This window comes from Pseudomonas gorinensis, from assembly GCF_042015035.1.
Taxonomy (GTDB): Bacteria; Pseudomonadota; Gammaproteobacteria; order Pseudomonadales; family Pseudomonadaceae; genus Aquipseudomonas; species Aquipseudomonas gorinensis.
Window position 1 is genome coordinate 5,059,938 of record NZ_CP167125.1, and the last position, 17,008, is coordinate 5,076,945.

General features: G+C 59.1%; 19 protein-coding genes, 4 tRNA genes and 2 pseudogenes. 11 read left to right on the forward strand and 14 right to left on the reverse strand.

Annotated features, from left to right (window positions below; genetic code table 11):
* Nucleotides 1–211 precede the first annotated feature (211 nt).
* Nucleotides 212–463 (forward strand): DUF1654 domain-containing protein, encoded by a 252-nt coding sequence (locus AB7933_RS22850; RefSeq protein ID WP_024076481.1) that lies wholly within the window; start codon nucleotides 212–214, stop codon nucleotides 461–463.
* Between the two features lie 4 nt (nucleotides 464–467).
* Nucleotides 468–1,157: an endonuclease gene (locus tag AB7933_RS22855; RefSeq protein WP_024076482.1), complete on the forward strand. Its 690-nt coding sequence runs from the start codon at nucleotides 468–470 to the stop codon at nucleotides 1,155–1,157.
* 43 nt (nucleotides 1,158–1,200) lie between these two features.
* Here AB7933_RS22855 and AB7933_RS22860 read toward each other — a convergent pair whose 3' ends face one another.
* Nucleotides 1,201–1,566, reverse strand: a complete 366-nt coding sequence (locus AB7933_RS22860) for an SPOR domain-containing protein (protein ID WP_041160980.1) — start codon at nucleotides 1,564–1,566, stop codon at nucleotides 1,201–1,203.
* Between the two features lie 263 nt (nucleotides 1,567–1,829).
* On the opposite strand from AB7933_RS22860, the gene csrA reads away from it, so the two are divergent.
* From csrA to AB7933_RS22875, 3 genes are all read left to right on the forward strand, one after another.
* On the forward strand, nucleotides 1,830–2,024 hold the full coding sequence (gene csrA / locus AB7933_RS22865; protein ID WP_003192511.1) for a carbon storage regulator CsrA: 195 nt from the start codon (nucleotides 1,830–1,832) through the stop codon (nucleotides 2,022–2,024).
* A gap of 205 nt (nucleotides 2,025–2,229) precedes the next feature.
* Nucleotides 2,230–2,493 carry a hypothetical protein gene (locus tag AB7933_RS22870; RefSeq protein WP_024076484.1) on the forward strand — a complete coding sequence of 88 codons (264 nt, stop codon included), beginning with the start codon at nucleotides 2,230–2,232 and terminating at the stop codon, nucleotides 2,491–2,493.
* Nucleotides 2,494–2,588: 95 nt separating this feature from the next.
* On the forward strand, nucleotides 2,589–2,873 hold the full coding sequence (locus AB7933_RS22875; protein WP_024076485.1) for a hypothetical protein: 285 nt from the start codon (nucleotides 2,589–2,591) through the stop codon (nucleotides 2,871–2,873).
* Nucleotides 2,874–2,909: 36 nt separating this feature from the next.
* Here AB7933_RS22875 and AB7933_RS22880 read toward each other — a convergent pair whose 3' ends face one another.
* The gene (locus AB7933_RS22880) at nucleotides 2,910–3,578 is read right to left on the reverse strand and encodes an HAD-IA family hydrolase (RefSeq protein WP_024076486.1); all 669 of its coding nucleotides are present in this window, start codon (nucleotides 3,576–3,578) and stop codon (nucleotides 2,910–2,912) included.
* Between the two features lie 100 nt (nucleotides 3,579–3,678).
* Between AB7933_RS22880 and AB7933_RS22885 the strand changes: the two are divergent.
* From AB7933_RS22885 to AB7933_RS22905, 5 genes and pseudogenes are all read left to right on the forward strand, one after another.
* A pseudogene (locus tag AB7933_RS22885) lies at nucleotides 3,679–4,186 on the forward strand (alpha/beta hydrolase); the annotation flags it as partial.
* Between the two features lie 112 nt (nucleotides 4,187–4,298).
* Nucleotides 4,299–4,559 (forward strand): DUF2790 domain-containing protein, encoded by a 261-nt coding sequence (locus tag AB7933_RS22890; protein ID WP_041160981.1) that lies wholly within the window; start codon nucleotides 4,299–4,301, stop codon nucleotides 4,557–4,559.
* Between the two features lie 42 nt (nucleotides 4,560–4,601).
* Nucleotides 4,602–5,273, forward strand: coding sequence for a heavy metal response regulator transcription factor (locus AB7933_RS22895; protein ID WP_024076487.1), 672 nt, complete (start codon nucleotides 4,602–4,604; stop codon nucleotides 5,271–5,273).
* The gene (locus AB7933_RS22900; RefSeq protein ID WP_024076488.1) at nucleotides 5,270–6,670 is read left to right on the forward strand and encodes a heavy metal sensor histidine kinase; all 1,401 of its coding nucleotides are present in this window, start codon (nucleotides 5,270–5,272) and stop codon (nucleotides 6,668–6,670) included. Before AB7933_RS22895 ends, AB7933_RS22900 begins: the two co-directional genes overlap by 4 nt.
* A 121-nt stretch (nucleotides 6,671–6,791) precedes the next feature.
* The gene (locus AB7933_RS22905) at nucleotides 6,792–7,109 is read left to right on the forward strand and encodes a hypothetical protein (RefSeq protein WP_223817811.1); all 318 of its coding nucleotides are present in this window, start codon (nucleotides 6,792–6,794) and stop codon (nucleotides 7,107–7,109) included.
* 15 nt (nucleotides 7,110–7,124) lie between these two features.
* Here AB7933_RS22905 and pcp read toward each other — a convergent pair whose 3' ends face one another.
* The 5 genes and pseudogenes from pcp to AB7933_RS22930 all read right to left on the reverse strand — a co-directional run bounded on the left by pcp (nucleotide 7,125) and on the right by AB7933_RS22930 (nucleotide 10,642).
* Nucleotides 7,125–7,766 (reverse strand): pyroglutamyl-peptidase I, encoded by a 642-nt coding sequence (gene pcp, locus AB7933_RS22910; RefSeq protein WP_024076490.1) that lies wholly within the window; start codon nucleotides 7,764–7,766, stop codon nucleotides 7,125–7,127.
* A gap of 7 nt (nucleotides 7,767–7,773) precedes the next feature.
* A pseudogene (locus AB7933_RS22915) lies at nucleotides 7,774–8,723 on the reverse strand (DUF979 domain-containing protein).
* Nucleotides 8,720–9,436: a DUF969 domain-containing protein gene (locus AB7933_RS22920; protein ID WP_024076491.1), complete on the reverse strand. Its 717-nt coding sequence runs from the start codon at nucleotides 9,434–9,436 to the stop codon at nucleotides 8,720–8,722. The pseudogene AB7933_RS22915 and the gene AB7933_RS22920 overlap by 4 nt, the downstream one beginning before the upstream one ends.
* Before the next feature lie 239 nt (nucleotides 9,437–9,675).
* Complete coding sequence (locus AB7933_RS22925) at nucleotides 9,676–10,101, reverse strand: GNAT family N-acetyltransferase (protein ID WP_024076492.1); 426 nt, start codon at nucleotides 10,099–10,101, stop codon at nucleotides 9,676–9,678.
* Nucleotides 10,102–10,565: 464 nt separating this feature from the next.
* Nucleotides 10,566–10,642 (reverse strand) — tRNA-Val (locus AB7933_RS22930).
* 184 nt (nucleotides 10,643–10,826) lie between these two features.
* On the opposite strand from AB7933_RS22930, the gene AB7933_RS22935 reads away from it, so the two are divergent.
* Nucleotides 10,827–12,110, forward strand: a complete 1,284-nt coding sequence (locus AB7933_RS22935; RefSeq protein ID WP_024076494.1) for an NAD(P)/FAD-dependent oxidoreductase — start codon at nucleotides 10,827–10,829, stop codon at nucleotides 12,108–12,110.
* Between the two features lie 233 nt (nucleotides 12,111–12,343).
* Here the strand turns inward: AB7933_RS22935 and AB7933_RS22940 are convergent.
* The 7 genes from AB7933_RS22940 to AB7933_RS22970 form a co-directional block, all read right to left on the reverse strand.
* Nucleotides 12,344–12,420, reverse strand: a tRNA-Asp gene (locus AB7933_RS22940).
* A 105-nt stretch (nucleotides 12,421–12,525) separates the two neighbouring features.
* Nucleotides 12,526–12,602 (reverse strand) — tRNA-Asp (locus AB7933_RS22945).
* A gap of 55 nt (nucleotides 12,603–12,657) precedes the next feature.
* Nucleotides 12,658–12,733, reverse strand: a tRNA-Val gene (locus AB7933_RS22950).
* A gap of 107 nt (nucleotides 12,734–12,840) precedes the next feature.
* Nucleotides 12,841–13,605, reverse strand: a complete 765-nt coding sequence (locus tag AB7933_RS22955) for an SDR family oxidoreductase (protein ID WP_051448900.1) — start codon at nucleotides 13,603–13,605, stop codon at nucleotides 12,841–12,843.
* A gap of 11 nt (nucleotides 13,606–13,616) precedes the next feature.
* Entirely contained in the window at nucleotides 13,617–14,828 is a 1,212-nt protein-coding gene (locus AB7933_RS22960; RefSeq protein WP_010566994.1) for an O-succinylhomoserine sulfhydrylase, read from the reverse strand.
* A 65-nt stretch (nucleotides 14,829–14,893) separates the two neighbouring features.
* Nucleotides 14,894–16,399, reverse strand: coding sequence for an amidophosphoribosyltransferase (gene purF / locus AB7933_RS22965; protein WP_024076496.1), 1,506 nt, complete (start codon nucleotides 16,397–16,399; stop codon nucleotides 14,894–14,896).
* A 41-nt stretch (nucleotides 16,400–16,440) separates the two neighbouring features.
* A complete protein-coding gene (locus AB7933_RS22970) occupies nucleotides 16,441–16,998 on the reverse strand; it encodes a CvpA family protein (RefSeq protein WP_024076497.1) in 558 nt (185 codons plus the stop codon).
* Between the last annotated feature and the right edge of the window lie 10 nt (nucleotides 16,999–17,008).

The following is a 17,008-nucleotide window of genomic DNA, read 5'->3' on the forward strand; positions in this document are numbered from 1 at the left end:
AAGTGGTTAACGATGACGCGGTCCGTCTGGCTTAACCTATTGCCTTCAAGTCTTTCGCGAGCACGCCCGCCCCTACAACTCTTCGCCCCCCGCCCCGCCGCTACACAAAAATCCCAAATCACTGTCAGACGGCCTTGTTTAACTTTAAGCAGTTGCGAAACTGCCTACAGTTAAATACTGTATGCACGTACAGCTAACTAAGGAATATTCCGTGGCAACGCCCTCTTCCGCAGCACCAACCCTGCCCGATGCCTATCAACGCCTGGCCGTTCGCGTGCAAAAAGTCATCAATTCGACCAATGCCCAAAAAAACAAGGCGGCCTTGATCTTCCGTTTGCCGGATGAGCCGGAGGACGAGTGGGCGCGTTTGCTTGAAGAGATCGCAGAAAACGACAACGTTACCCTCGCCTATCGGGACGACGGTGGCGTGCAGATTTTCTGGGTTGTGCCGAAGGAAGACTGATTCAATGAGTGTCCGTTTTATTGCTGTGCTTTGCTTGTTTTTTGCCGTCACCGCCCATGCCCAAGCGCCCCGAACGTTCAGCGAAGCCAAAAAAATCGCCTGGAAACTCTACGCCCCACAATCCACTGAGTTCTACTGCGGCTGCAAATACACCGGTAACCGCGTGGACTTGAAAGCCTGCGGTTATATCCCTCGTAAAAACGCCAGCCGCGCTGCACGCATCGAATGGGAACACATTGTTCCGGCCTGGCAGATCGGGCACCAGCGCCAGTGCTGGCAGAATGGCGGACGCAAGAACTGCACACGCCATGATGAGGTGTTCAAGCGTGCCGAGGCGGACCTGCACAACCTGGTGCCGAGTATCGGTGAGGTCAACGGCGATCGTAACAACTTCAGTTTTGGCTGGCTGCCGGTGCAAAGCGGGCAGTACGGCTCATGCTTGACCCAGGTCGACTTCAAGGCCAAGAAGGTGATGCCGCGCCCGTCCATACGCGGAATGATTGCCCGGACGTATTTCTATATGAGCAAACAATACGGCTTGCGCCTGTCGAAACAGGACCGGCAACTTTATGAAGCCTGGGACAAGACCTACCCTGTGCAGCATTGGGAGCGTCAGCGCAACCAGACCGTGGCCTGTGTGATGGGGCGTGGAAATGAGTTTGTCGGCCCGGTGAACCTCAAGGCCTGCGGTTGAACGCGGGCGGGAGCACTCGGCGTGCTCTCGCCCTACCTGCCGGTTACTGCGCAGTCTTGTGCTCGACAACCTGCGATTCGGTGTCGTTTTTCTTGGCGCGGGCCAGCTTTTCCGTGAGCAGGGCCTGCTTGGCTTCCGCATCGGCCTTGGTTGCGAATGGCCCCAAGTACACTTCGTCCTTGCCGTTTTCCTTCACGATATAAAAATTGAAACCATGCTCCAGCAACCACGCGGTCAGGTCGGTGATCGCCTGTAGCTTGTGGTCAGGCGGGCCTACCCAAACGTCCCATTCCTGGGCAGCAATCGCGCCGGTCTGTGGCTGGTTTTCAGTCACGGCAGGCTTGGCCTTGGGCGCTTCGACAGGTTTGCCTTCACCGCAACCGGCCAATGCCAACGCCACAATTGCCATCGCTACTTTACGCACTGCCCTGCTCCTTAAAGGATAAAGAGGCAACTTTATCATTCACTGTCTATTCTGGCCGTCATAAACGTTGGCTTAAACAATGCGAATGATGTATCGCAGACCTGTATGATGCCGCCATGGGAATTAATGTTGCCTCTATGCGTCCTAAAAAGAGGCAGTCACAGGGAAGCGCTTAGCAGTAAGCTACACACATCCGACACCTGCCCTGTCTGAAACATGTGTCCTTAAAAGTAATCAAGGAGAAGTCCATGCTGATACTCACCCGCAAAGTTGGTGAAAGCATAAACATCGGTGATGACATTACGATCACCATCCTGGGCGTCAGCGGCCAGCAAGTACGAATCGGCATCAACGCACCCAAGGACGTTGCCGTGCATCGCGAGGAGATCTACCAGCGCATCCAGGCTGGCCTGACAGCTCCGGACAAAAACCAGACTCCTTGAAGCACTCCAGTAGCCAGCCTTTTCGCTCTGTAACGGCTGGCGAAAACTGCCTAGACCTGCTCGCGCCTTATTCTTGTCCCGCGCACTGCCCTTGCATCTGCATTGGCAGATGAAACTGTCTTCATCCCTGGAACTTGTCGCGCGATTCGCAGCCGAAACTCCTGACTCACTCTGCCGACATCTGAGCACACTCAGGAGCACGCCGATGAGGCGCACCTCAACACAACGCTTTATCACCTATTCCTGGGCGATCGCCGTGCTGATCGGGTTGGCCTTTGCCGGCCTGGAATATGGTTTGAGGTTCGAAATTGAAAGGACAGACGCCACCGACGCCCCTTCATGGCTGGATCTGGCTTTGTTTTTGTGCGGCTACCTGTTCATGTTCTGTCTCAAACCGATCCAGAAGGCCATCCAGCGCAAGTTGTGCCAGCGAGCCACCCACCGCGCCCACCCAAAAAACGCGGGTTGATAGGTCGCAGTTTCGCTAATAGATCACCGGTGTTTACAGTCTTCCAACAGGATCTATGCTTGGGCTTGCACGATCAGTGAAAGGTGCTTACGCAGATGGACACCCTCAGCAAATCCCAAATCGAATCTGCCCTGGCAAGCCGTCTGCCCAGCTATACGGTCAATTGCACGTTGCATGCCGACGGCACCCTCTCCGCCATCCTCAGCGGCCCGGAAACCGACCACTTCGCGATTACCGGCATTGTGCGCGCGCATTATCGCGGGACTGAAGCGATTGCCCGCCTGGCCAATGAAATCCTCAGGGAAATGGTGCTGTCACGCCAGGGCATGAGAAGCAGCCGACTGCAACAGGTGCCGCCTGGTCATACATCCTGCGAATAGGACCGAGACCGCCAAACCGGGCTCGGCTTTTTCGCATCAACCTGCCAGGCGCCGCAAGCGCAGCAAACCGCCACCGTCGTGCTCGACGTGCAAGTGTTCATACCCATCGGTGGTGGCATGCGCAGTGTGCATGGTCGTCAGGTGAGTCGAGGTCACGACCATCACATCCGCGCCAGCGGCCTCGCCTGCCCGAATACCTACCGTCGCATCTTCGAACACCAGGCAGTCCTGTACCGCCGCCCCCAGGCGCTGTGCGCCCAGCACATAACAGGCAGGGTCAGGCTTACCACTGGCCACATCTTCAGCCGTCACCAGCACCGCAGGCGGAGTGATGCCGGCCGCTTGTAGCCGGCGCAACGCCAACTCCCGGGGGGCAGACGTCACCAGCGCCCATTGGTCGCCAGGCAGACGGTTCAAAAACTCAACGGCACCGGGAATCGCCACGACGCCTTCGACATCATTCAACTCCGCCTCGGTAATCCATTGCGCCTCCACCTCAGGATCAACCCCAGGCAACGCCTGGCGGGTAATGGTATCGATGGCCCGAGCGCCATGAATGGTAGTCAGGAAGGCCTTCACGTCCAAGCCGTGACGTTCAGCCCACATACTCCAGACCCGCTCGGCGGCAGCAATGGAGTTGAGCAGGGTCCCGTCCATATCGAACAGGAAGGCGCGGTAAGGCCGGGTAAAGACGCGGATGGACACTGCTGGGCTTCCTCTTGGACGGTGACAAATGATGAGCCCGTTGCAATCTACGGGTCAGCTCTGCAGTTGTAAACGCGGCGGACAAGCACTCCAGCGATTTCATGGTTCCTGGGCTGACGGCTCCAGCTGGTCCGAAGTGATCACCCGACTCCAAGCCGCCCCTACCGTACTGGTCGGCCATTCCTACGCCGGCAGCGTGGTCAGCGACTCGGGAGTAAACCCGAAGGTCAGCGCATTGGTGTATGTGGCTGCCCGTGCGCAACGGAGTGGAAGAGCACGACGGCTACCTCACCCTGAGCCAGGACGCCTTCCTCAAGTACTTCGCCGCCGACGTGCCACGTGCCAAGGCCCTGGAGCTTTACGCCGTGCAACAACCGATCGCCAAGACGCTGTTCAGTGGCCGAACCGTGAATGCTGCCTGGCACACCAAACCATCCTGGTACGCCGTATCTACCCACGACCAGACCATCAACCCGGACCTCGAACGCTTCCTCGCCAAGCGCATGAACGCCAGCACGATCGAGCTGCCGTCGAGCCACTTGTCGCTGGTATCCCACGCCAAGGAAATCACCGATCTGATCCTCGCAGCGTCCGGCCGCCAGCCTTAAGCCTTTTATTACGAACTTGTCATGATCCTGTTGGTTGGCTGTTTGTGTCGCCTGGTTACTGTGAACTCACTGCCAACGACCGGGCAACCCGCCCTTAACGAGAGATACCTCCATGAAACTGTTTGCCCTTGGTTTTGCCGCTTTACTGGCCACCGGTTCGGTATTCGCGGCCGACACTCCAGCTGCCACGGACGTGATCCACGACAAAACCGGCTTCTTCGTACACCTGGACGTCGCCAAAGTCCTGTCGAGTACCGACACTTACGGCCAATGTGGAATCGTCCCGGCACAACTCAAATACCTGGACCACCAGGACCGCGAACATGTGCTGGACTATCAGGTCCAAGGCATCGGCTGCGCCAATGACAATTGATCGGGCTACACTTGCGCCACGCACTGAACCAGGGCACTTCCCATGAACATCCTTGTCGTCGAAGACGAGCCCAAGGCCGGCAATTACCTGCTCAACGGCCTGCAGGAGCTGGGCTACTCCGTAAGCCTCGCCCGTGACGGGGTAGATGGCTTGCACCAGGCCTTGGAAACGCCATTCGATGTGATCGTACTCGACGTGATGATGCCGAAAATGGACGGCTGGGAAGTGCTGCGGCGCTTGCGCAAGGAGGCCGACACGCCGGTGCTGTTCCTCACCGCCCGCGATGACATTGCCGACCGCATCAAGGGCTTGGAACTGGGGGCTGATGACTACCTGATCAAACCTTTCTCCTTTGCCGAACTGGTCGCGCGCCTGCGCACCTTGACCCGACGCGGTCCGAGCCGCGAAGAAGAACACCTGAACATCGCCGACCTACACATCGACGTGCTCAAGCGCCGTGTCACCCGTGCCGGTACGCGCATCACCCTGACCAATAAAGAGTTCGCCCTGCTGCACCTGTTCGCCACGCATCAGGACCAGCCGTTGTCCCGCTCGTTGATTGCCTCGCGGGTCTGGGACATGAATTTCGACAGCGACACCAATGTGGTGGACGTAGCCGTGCGGCGCCTGCGCCTGAAAATCGATGACCCGTTCCAGCTCAAGCTGATCCACAGTGTGCGGGGCATCGGCTACCGTTTCGATACCCAGCCATGAGCCCAAATCGACATTACTCCTTGACCTTGCGCCTGGCGTTGATCTTCGCCTTGCTGGCCTTTGTGCTGCTGGCCACCCTGGGCGTGGCGCTGTACCGTGAGCTGGAGCGTGAGCTGATCATGCGCGACGACGCCGCATTGATCTACCGTATCGACCAGTTGCGCAACCTGCTCAACGACAGCAACACCCTGGACCTGATCAAGACCAAGCCGGAGCTGTTCCAGAACATGCTGGGCAATCGCGAGTCGGTGCTGAGCATCACAGCGCCGGGCCAGACACCCCTGCTGGTCGTCAACCCCGGCAACATCGAGGTGCCATCCGTTCCCCCCGTGCCGAAAAACCATACCCTGGCGTTGACTGACGTACACCATTTTCCCGGCGTGGATGGCGTACCGTTTGCCATCGTTGCGGCCTCCATCGACTCTGGCGACCTGGGCAGCCTGCAAGTCACCACCGGCCGCCTGATGACTGAACGCACCGCCGTGCTCGCCAGCTACCGATTGAGTGTGTATATCCTGGCCAGCATCGCGGCAATCTTCCTCGCCCTGGTGGGCTACCTGCTGGTACACCGTGGCCTGCTGCCCTTGCGACGCCTGGCGCGGCATGCCCGGGGCATCGGTGTCGGCAACCTGGCTGAACGCCTCGACAGTCGTGGCACGCCCAAGGAGTTGCTGCCGATGATCGACTCGTTCAATACCATGCTTGAACGCCTGGCCAAGGGCTTTACGCAACTGGGCCAGGTATCCACCGACATGGCCCACGAACTACGTACACCGATCAACAACTTGCTGGGGGAAACCCAGGTCGCCTTGCAACAGAGCCGCAACGTCGAAAGCTACCAGCAGTTGCTCGCGTCTAATGTAGAAGAGCTTGAACGCCTGGCCCGCATGCTCGATAACATGTTATTCCTCGCCCGCACCGACCCGGCAAGTGCATTGCGCCAGCGCCAGGAATTAAGTGCAGCAGACGAAGTGGAACGCATGGCTGATTACTTCGAAGGATTGGCGAGTGATGCAAATATGCACATCATCGCCGAGGGCGCGGGCGTGATCTGGGCCGAGCCGATGCTGCTGCGCCGCGCATTGGCCAACCTGTGCGCCAATGCCATCAAGTATGGCGCTCCTGATTCCGATCTGTTGATCCAGGCGCTTCCCAATGCCGAAGGCATCCACCTGAGGGTCAGCAACCAGGGCGACACCATTGCTGCCGAACATTTGCCGCGACTGTTCGAGCGGTTCTACCGGGTGGATGAGTCACGGGAGCGGTCGGCACAGTCCAATGGGCTAGGGTTGTCGATCGTGGCAACCATCATGCAGTTGCATAGCGGCCGGTACAGCGTCAGCAGCCAGGACGGCGTGACGTGTTTTGAGTTGTTCTTTCCGCAACGGGGTCACTGAGCGTCGCGGGCCAGAACCTCGGTGGTATTTTGCAAAAATTTGTCGGTCACCCTCTGCTCTGACTCCCACTATTCTTTTCTCCCAAGCGCTCTCTCACACGATTTAAAACAGGTGTCAGGCTTTGCAGAAAAAACAGTATCGATTTGGCTCGACGAATACGCTGAATACCCCGACTCAAGGCAGAGCGGGCGGAGGAAATGATGGAGGTCCCGGTGTGGAAAAACGATTGAGCTCACTGGAAAAGAGGCTGGCTGAAATGAAAGAGAAGCTATTCACCGTTTCAAACAGGGCAGACTCCATGGAAAAGCATTTCGCTACCAAGGCGGACCTCGCAACCACTGAACTGAATCTCATCAAATGGTATGTCGCAACGGCGTTCGCCATGACAGGCCTGGCCTGTGCGATCACCTTCGGGCTTACCCGACTGCTTGCCACCTGAAGTCAACCCGACAGATCAGCTGACCTGCCCGCCCGCTTCCGTTACATCCACGGATGTTTGCCACGCCGTCAGCACAGCCACCTGCAACCCTTTGACCAGCGTGGTCAACGCCATTGAAGGCTGCCCCGAGACAACCACCTGCTCCGGCAGGTACGGCACGTGAATGAAACCACTGCGTACACCCGTTCCTGCGAGTGAGTGCTGCAAACGGTAGAACACTTGGTTGCAAACGAACGTCCCCGCTGTCTGCGAGACTGAGGCTGCTATACCCGCCTCGCGCACGGCCTTGACCATGGCCTTGATCGGCAACGTGGAGAAGTAGGCTGCGGGCCCATCGACCACTACAGCCGTGTCAATCGGTTGCTCCCCCAGGTTGTCGGGAATACGGGCGTCATTCAGGTTGATCGCCACCCGCTCTATGGATATCTCGCCACGCCCAGGCCCCAGGCCCGTCGCGATGATCAGGGCTGGGTGCAACTCATCTATCAGTTGGGCCAGGCACTCGCCGGCAGTGGCAAAGGCGCAGGGCAAACGACGCGCAACAATTTGCACATCTTCACCCAACGGCATGCCATCCAACTGACGCACGGCCTCCCAGGATGGATTGATCGCGTCTTGATCAAAGGGCTCGAAGCCCGTCAGCAGAACGATTCGCATCCTGGCCTCACATCAACAGGTAAAGCAGGACAATATTGACCACCAGCATCATCAACGCGGTCGGCAACTGCGCCTTGATCACCGCGTTTTTGTCCGGTAGCTCCAACAAGGCGGCCGGGACGATATTGAAGTTGGCCGCCATCGGCGTCATCAGCGTACCGCAGTAGCCGGAAAACATGCCGATCGCCGCCATCACCGCCGGGTTGCCACCGTAGATACCCACCAGCACTGGCACACCGACGCCACCCGTCATCACCGGGAAAGCCGCAAAGCCGTTGCCCATGATCACCGTAAACAAGGCCATGCCCAGCACATAAACCATCACTGCCACCAACTTGTAATCCAGGTTGATGTAGGTGGTGGTGACGTGGGCGACGGCCGTGCCCACTCCGGCTTCATTGAACAGCAGCCCGAGCATCGCCAACATTTGCGGGAGCACCATCGCCCAGCCAAGGGCTTCGGTCAGGCGGCGGGATTCGCGCAAGGCTTGCACCGGGGTGTCGCGAGTCAACCAGCAGGCCAGGCCGAGGGCGATCAGGCAGCCGATACCGAGGGACACAAAGGTGGTGTTCTTCGGGTCCAGCAGCGGTACGCCGCCGATCTCGGTGTGCTTGAGCAACACCGAACCAATCACCGTCGTCAGCGGAATGGCCAGCGCCGGGATAAACAACTTGTGGCCCAGTCGGCCGGCACTCGCGCGGGAAGCCTTGTCGTGCAATTCGGCATGGGCGCCACGGCCAACCCCGCCCAACCCTGCGATCAACGCCATCACCACCACACCCGCCCCGATCACCACCGACGGCAGGCGCTCGCCCACCAGAAACGGAATAGCGAACAGCAACCAAAACAGGGTGCTGGACCAGGCTTCGGGTGGCTACGATCCAGCAGGATCATGCCGGCAGTGATCAACAGCAACACACCGGCGAGCCAATACAGGTATTGAATGGAAATGATCATTGGGCGGCCTCCACTGGCGTGGCGACGGCGGTCATTTCCCGCGTCAACCGTCGATCAAATCGATGCAACCGAATCGCGTGGATGATAAAGGCGCAAATCGCCGTGGGAATGCCCCATACCGCGATGTGCAGCGGTTCCACATCTATCCCCGAACCAAGCAAGAAGGTGTGCATCAGCGCGATTGCGCCAAAGGCGACAAAGATGTCCTCACCGAAAAACAGCCCGACGTTATCGGTCGCCGCGCACATGGCCAGCACCTTGTGACGCAGTTTGTCCGGCAATTTGCCAAAGCGCTTTTCCGCCGCACCTTCGGCCATCGGCGCGAGCAGCGGGCGCACCATCTGCGGATGCCCACCAAGGCTGGTCAGCCCCATGGCAGCGGTCGACTCACGCACAAACAGGTAGATGATCAACAAACGCCCGACCGTGGCGCGTTCGAAACGAGCGATCCAGTTCTGTGCATGCAGGCGCAAGCCATGGCGCTCCAACAGCCCGATGACAGCCAATGGCAGCAACAGAATCAATTGCAGGGCGCGGGTCTGAAGGAAACCATCGCCCATGGTGGCGAGGATTTTCTCCAGCGGGAAATGGGCAGCGAGCCCGGTGGCGATAGCGGCGGCGGTGACCACCAACAGGGGATTGAAGCGCAAGACAAAGCCAACCACGATGACGAGTACGCCGATCAACGGCCATAGATTCACAACAGTTTGCATGGCGGTGAGGTCCTTAAGTGCGCGCTGCGGCGCCATTACAGCAGGATGTGAACAAAGGGTTCACAGCAAGAAAGTGGCGTGCAGTCGGCTCGGTTTTTTATTGTTGACCTGGAAGGTCGAGCGTCGGTGGCGGCATCTTTGCCGCTTGGGGCGGGGGTGTCCAACAAGAAAAGTTGTTGCTGTAAACCAATAAATTTTGTGGGTAATGGGCGCCAGGTGAACCGGCGCCCTGGCAGGATTCAGGCCAGACGTTTCTGGAAAAAGTGGCGTTGGTGTCCCGGTGGATAATCGGCAATATGCCCGAACTCAGTGAACCCCAGCTTTCGATAAAACCCGGGCGCCTGGAAACTGAAGGTATCCAGCCAGATCCCGGTGCAGCCATGCTGCCTGGCCAACTCTTCAGCGGCGCGCATCAGGCGGGAGCCAGTACCTTGGGTGCGTAACTGATCGGGAACACTCAACAACTCAATGAACAACCATCCGTATGAAATCTTCCCATACAGCCCACCGACCACCTCTTCAGTGACAGGATCCCGCAGCAAAATCCCTACGGTTTCGAACGCCATATCGCCGGTATGACTGAGGTTATACGCCCTCAACGGTTTGAGGATTGCCTCACGCTCCTGTGCCGTCACGTCGAACGACACTTCCATTAACTGCTCCATCGCTGCCTCCCCGGTTGAATTCAAACAGTGCCCAGTATGGCGTCAACCCTGCAAAAAAGGGCCAACCTCTCGGTTGGCCCTGCGATCGCGCCCCCTCAAGACAGCCCTGTATCAGAGCTGGCCTGAGACTAGACAGTGAAGAATCCCAATCCGAAACTATACTCAACCAATACGGTGCGCATTCCTGCGCATCGTTTACGGCATGATTGCCGACAAAGAGGTAGCCAACATGTACGCCGGGCAAATGGGTATGGCGACAACGAATGGTGAAATACGCTGCCAGATGATAGCCCAGATCATCTGCCTGCTCGCGGTGGCTCAGCTTTTCTGCTGATCGATCCGCCCTCACTTTTCAAAGCGAGCCGCGTCAGTGGCCAGGCGATGCCGTGCCCAAATTCCAGACAACAAAAAGGGCCCACCTTTCGGTGAGCCCTTCTAGACCGCCCAGCAGAGCGGATTTTGTTTGGTAGGCGCGATTGGACTCGAACCAACGACCCCCACCATGTCAAGGTGGTGCTCTAACCAACTGAGCTACGTGCCTGCTGTGAGGCGGCATTCTACGGAATTTCGGAGGGGTGTCAACATCTTTTTTGCAGCTAACCCTATGAATATGCGAATTTTTTATTTGCGGCTGGTGCATTTGCATTTTTCGGGTGGCTGGCAGGCAATTTTCAACTCAGGTAGGATCGGGGCACTCGTAAAAAATATAAAACAGAGGTTCCAGGATGGCGAACACCCCCTACCCCCAGTCGTATTACGCTGCGTCCGCCAACGCGGTCCCTCCGCGTCCGGTACTGCAAGGCGAAGTGGAAACCGATGTGTGCGTGATTGGTGCCGGCTATACCGGCTTGTCCAGCGCACTGTTTCTACTGGAAAACGGTTTTCGCGTGACGGTGCTGGAAGCCGCCAAGGTCGGCTTTGGCGCGTCGGGCCGCAATGGCGGGCAGATCGTCAACAGCTACAGCCGCGATATCGATGTGATCGAACGCAGCGTCGGGCCCAAGCAGGCGCAATTGCTGGGGGACATGGCGTTTGAAGGCGGCCGGATCATTCGCGAGCGGGTGGCCAAGTATCAGATCCAGTGCGACTTGAAGGACGGCGGCGTCTTCGCCGCACTCAACAGCAAGCACATGGGCCACTTGGAATCGCAGAAGCGCCTCTGGGAACGTTATGGCCACACACAACTGGAGCTGCTCGACGAGCGCCGTATCCGCGAAGTAGTAGCCTGTGACAACTATGTCGGCGGCCTGCTGGACATGAGCGGCGGGCATATCCACCCACTCAACCTGGCGCTGGGTGAAGCGGCGGCCGTGGAGTCTCTCGGTGGCACGATCTATGAGCAGTCAGCAGCTGTACGCATTGAGCGCGGCGCCAACCCGGTGGTGCACACGACCGAAGGCAAGGTCAGGGCCAAGTTCATCATCGTGGCGGGCAATGCCTACCTGGGCAACCTGGTGCCGGAGTTAGCAGCCAAGTCGATGCCCTGCGGCACTCAGGTGATCACAACCGCACCACTCGGGGATGAACTGGCCCAATCGCTATTGCCGCAGGATTACTGCGTCGAGGACTGCAACTACCTGCTCGACTACTACCGACTCACCCGTGACAAACGACTGATCTTCGGCGGTGGCGTAGTGTATGGCGCGCGCGACCCGGCAAATATCGAAGCGATCATCCGCCCGAAAATGCTCAAAGCCTTCCCTCAGCTCAAGGACGTGAAGATCGACTACGCCTGGACCGGCAACTTCCTGCTGACCCTGTCGCGCTTGCCGCAAGTCGGCCGCCTGGGCGACAACATCTATTACTCCCAGGGTTGCAGTGGCCACGGCGTGACGTACACACACCTGGCGGGCAAGGTATTGGCCGAGGCACTCAGAGGCCAGGCCGAGCGCTTTGATGCGTTTGCCGACCTGCCGCACTACCCGTTCCCGGGCGGGCAACTGCTGCGCACGCCGTTTGCGGCGATGGGGGCTTGGTATTACGGGCTGCGAGACAAGCTGGGGTTCTGATTGGAAAGTTTGCCTGGGATGTGACAATGCGGGCTCATGATGAGACCCAGTCGTTGCTATCGCAGGCAAGCCAGCCGCCATCGCGTTGCGATGGCTTGGGCGGGCGCATTGACCAGCACCAAATTGCAGACACAAAAAACCCCGGTCTTTCGACCAGGGTCTTTGCTATCGGATCAAAGTAGCCAGTGGCTTTCTTTGTGCTTCAAGGCGTTCAGTGGGCCTTGATGCAGATATGGCGCAGCGGACGGGACTCGAACCCGCGACCCCCGGCGTGACAGGCCGGTATTCTAACCGACTGAACTACCGCTGCGTATCGCTTGACCGGCTGCGCGTGATGCCTCAACCGTCTTTAAACATCTGATCAATCAGCCTTGGCTGTTCAATCTCAAGCCCGACAAGTCAGGCCTGGAAAATATGGCGCAGCGGACGGGACTCGAACCCGCGACCCCCGGCGTGACAGGCCGGTATTCTAACCGACTGAACTACCGCTGCGCGTCGGTGCAACCTTTAACGTTGCGTCTTGCCCGAAGGCAAAACTCTCAAGAAGTGGTGGGTGATGACGGGATCGAACCGCCGACCCTCTGCTTGTAAGGCAGATGCTCTCCCAGCTGAGCTAATCACCCTTTGCTTCGTTGAGGCCGCGAAATTTACGCAGGTAGAGGACCTAAGTCAATAGCCCGCTTGAAGTTTTTCTGAAAAAGACAAAATTGCTTCAAGAGCGCTAACCGCCCTACTCGCTGTAAATCATCTTCTTGCTCATGCCACCGTCCACCACAAACTCTTGCCCCGTGACAAACCCGGCCTGACGCGACAGCAGCCATGCCACCATCGCAGCCACATCCTCCACCGTGCCAACCCTCCCCGCCGGATGCTGGGCATGATCGGCTTCGGTCAGTGGTTCTGCACGTCGCGCAGCGGGGTCACGCGCATCGATCCAGCCAGGGCTGACCGCATTGACCCGCACTTCCGGCCCAAGGCTCATCGCCAGGGCGTGCGTGAGCGCCAACAGGCCGCCCTTGCTCGCGGCGTAGGCTTCGGTGTCTGGCTCCGACTGACGAGCGCGGGTCGACGCCAGGTTGACGATGGCTCCCCCATGGGCACGCAGGTAAGGCGCACAGTGCTTGGCCAGCAGCATCGGCCCGCTGAGGTTCACCGCCAGCACGCGATTCCAGTAGGCCAGGTCGAGGCTTTCCAAGGTGATATTGCGCGGGTCGGCCACTGCTGCGTTGCAGACCAGCGCGTCCAGGCGCCCGAATTGCCCGAGCACTTCGGCCACGCCCTGGGCGACCTGCTTTTCGTCAGCCACGTCCATGGTAATAAACCAGGCGTTGTCGCCCAGCACCCCGGACACCTTGGACCCGCGCTCGCGGTCCAGGTCGGTCAATACCACCTGCCAGCCTTCGCTGATCAACCACGCCGCAATCCCCAGGCCAATGCCCCGTGCAGCGCCCGTCACCAAGGCGACACGCCCGTTACTGGCTGTTGCAGCCTCCATGGACCACTCGATCACAAGGCCGCCAGCCCACGAGCCAGGTCAGCCTGCAAGTCAGCCACGTCTTCCAGGCCCACCGCAATGCGGATCAGGCTGTCACGAATACCCGCCGCTTCACGCTCTTGTGGCGCAAGACGGCCGTGGGAGGTGGTGCTCGGGTGGGTAATCGTGGTCTTGCTATCACCGAGGTTGGCGGTGATGGAGATCAGGCGCGTCGCATCGATAAAGCGCCAGGCGCCCTCTTTGCCGCCCTTCACTTCAAAACTCACCACGGCGCCAAAACCGCGCTGCTGGCGCTGGGCCAACTCATGTTGTGGATGGCTCTTGAGACCGGCGTAGTGAACCTTCTCGATACCATCCTGCTGCTCCAGCCATTCGGCCAGGGCCTGGGCGTTGGCACAATGGGCCTTCATCCGCAGGCTGAGGGTTTCCAACCCCTTGAGGAAGATCCAGGCGTTGAACGGGCTCAGGGTCGGACCGGCAGTGCGCAAGAAACCCACCACTTCCTTCATCTGCTCGCTGCGACCGGCAACAACACCGCCCATGCAACGACCCTGGCCGTCGATAAACTTGGTCGCCGAGTGCACCACAATGTCCGCGCCCAACTTCAGCGGCTGCTGCAAGGCAGGCGTGCAGAAGCAGTTGTCGACCACCAGCATCGCGCCTTTGGCGTGGGCCACTTCGGACAGCGCGGCGATATCCACCAACTCGGCCAACGGATTGGACGGCGACTCGACGAACAGCAACTTGGTGTTGGCCTTGATCGCCGCATCCCAGCCCGAGAGGTCCGCCAGGGGCACGTAGTCCACTTCGATACCGAAGCGCTTGAAATACTTCTCGAACAGGCTGATGGTCGAACCGAACACGCTGCGCGACACCAACACGTGGTCGCCGGCGCTGCACAGGCTCATCACCACCGCCAGGATCGCCGCCATGCCGGTAGCCGTGGCTACCGCCTGCTCAGCACCTTCCAGCGCAGCAATACGCTCTTCGAACGCTCGCACAGTCGGATTGGTATAACGCGAATAGACATTGCCCGGTACTTCACCGGCAAAACGCGCGGCGGCGTCGGCAGCAGTGCGGAACACGTAGCTGGAAGTGAAGAACATCGGGTCACCGTGCTCACCTTCGGGGGTGCGGTGCTGGCCAGCGCGCACTGCCAGGGTATCGAAAGCTACGCCATCGAGGTCGCTGTCCAACCGACCGGCATCCCATTCCTGACTCATGCTGCGACTCCTTACTCAATTCTTTATTTAAGATACAAAACCGGCCCCTCAGGGCCGGTGTCTACTCAGTTGTTGTACAGGTCGATGATCGCGCTGACCGCCTGGGTCTTGATCTTCGACGAGTCGTTACGCGCCTGCTCGATCTTGTTCAGATAGGCCTCGTCAACATCCCCGGTCACGTACTTGCCGTCGAACACGGCGCAGTCGAACTGGTCGATCTTGATCTTGCCACCGCCAACCGCTTCGATCAGGTCCGACAGGTCCTGGTAGATCAACCAGTCGGCGCCAATCAGGTCAGCGACGTCCTGGGTCGTACGGTTGTGGGCGATCAGTTCGTGAGCGCTCGGCATGTCGATGCCGTATACGTTCGGGTAGCGCACGGCAGGCGCTGCGGAACAGAAGTACACGTTCTTCGCACCGGCTTCACGGGCCATCTGGATGATCTGCTTGCACGTGGTACCCCGCACGATGGAGTCGTCCACCAGCATCACGTTCTTGCCGCGAAACTCCAGCTCAATGGCGTTGAGCTTCTGGCGTACCGACTTCTTGCGCGCCGCCTGGCCAGGCATGATGAAGGTGCGGCCGATGTAGCGGTTCTTGACGAAGCCTTCGCGGAACTTGACGCCCAGGTGGTTGGCCAGCTCCAGCGCGGCGGTACGACTGGTGTCCGGAATAGGGATCACCACGTCGATATCGTGCTCAGGACGCTCGCGCAGGATCTTCTCGGCCAGCTTCTCGCCCATGCGCAGGCGCGCCTTGTAGACCGAGACGCCGTCGATGATCGAATCCGGACGCGCCAGGTAGACGTGTTCGAAGATGCACGGGGTGAGTTTCGGCGCGACAGCGCACTGACGGGTATGCAGCTTGCCATCTTCGGTGATGTACACCGCTTCGCCCGGCGCCAGGTCACGGATCAGGGTGAAGCCCAGCACGTCCAGGGACACGCTTTCGGAGGCAATCATGTACTCGACGCCTTCGTCGGTGTGACGCTGGCCGAACACGATCGGGCGGATGCCATGCGGGTCGCGGAAACCCACGATGCCATAGCCGGTGACCATGGCCACCACCGCGTAACCACCGACGCAACGGTTGTGCACGTCGGTCACGGCGGCGAACACATCTTCTTCGGTCGGTTGCAGCTTGCCGCGCTGGGCCAGCTCGTGGGCGAACACGTTGAGCAGCACTTCCGAGTCGGAACTGGTGTTGACGTGGCGCAGGTCAGATTCGTAAATCTCCTTGGCCAGTTGTTCAACGTTGGTCAGGTTACCGTTGTGCGCCAGGGTGATGCCGTAAGGCGAGTTGACGTAGAACGGTTGAGCTTCGGCCGAGGTCGAGCTACCGGCAGTCGGGTAACGCACATGGCCAATGCCCATGTGCCCGACGAGGCGCTGCATGTGACGCTGATGGAACACGTCACGTACCAACCCATTGTCCTTGCGCAGGAATAACCGGCCGTCGTGGCTGGTCACAATACCGGCAGCGTCCTGGCCGCGGTGCTGGAGGACGGTTAGCGCGTCATACAGCGCCTGATTGACGTTCGACTTACCGACGATACCGACGATGCCACACATGCGACGCAACCCCTACTTAATGAATCTTGACTGAACACTGCTTACTGAGGCGTTTTGGCCGGCAAGAGGTGTTCCTTGAACGGAAGATCAGCGGGTACGCTGATTCCGCTGGCCAGCCACTGACTGCTCCACCCCAGAATGAGGTTCTTGGACCAATCTGCAACCAATAGAAATTTTGGCACGAGTACCGACTCCTGCCACCATGCATCCTGCTGTACCGGCCCCAGGCTCAACAGCCCGACCGCCACGACCACCAGCAACGCGCCACGCGCGGCGCCAAAGGCCATGCCGAGAAATCGATCGGTCCCGGAGAGGCCGGTGACACGTATCAACTCGCCAATAAGATAATTGACCATTGCCCCCACCAGCAGCGTGGCGATGAACATGATGGCGCAGCCCGCGATGACGCGAGCCGAGGGTGTCTCGATGTATCCGCTCAGGTAGACCGACAGCGAACCGCCGAACATCCAGGCGACGACTCCTGCGATGATCCAGGTCAGCAGCGACAGTGCTTCTTTGACGAAGCCGCGGCTTAGACTGATCAAAGCGGAGATGGCGACGATTGCAACAATCGCCCAATCAACCCAGGTAAATGGCACGTTTGAGCCT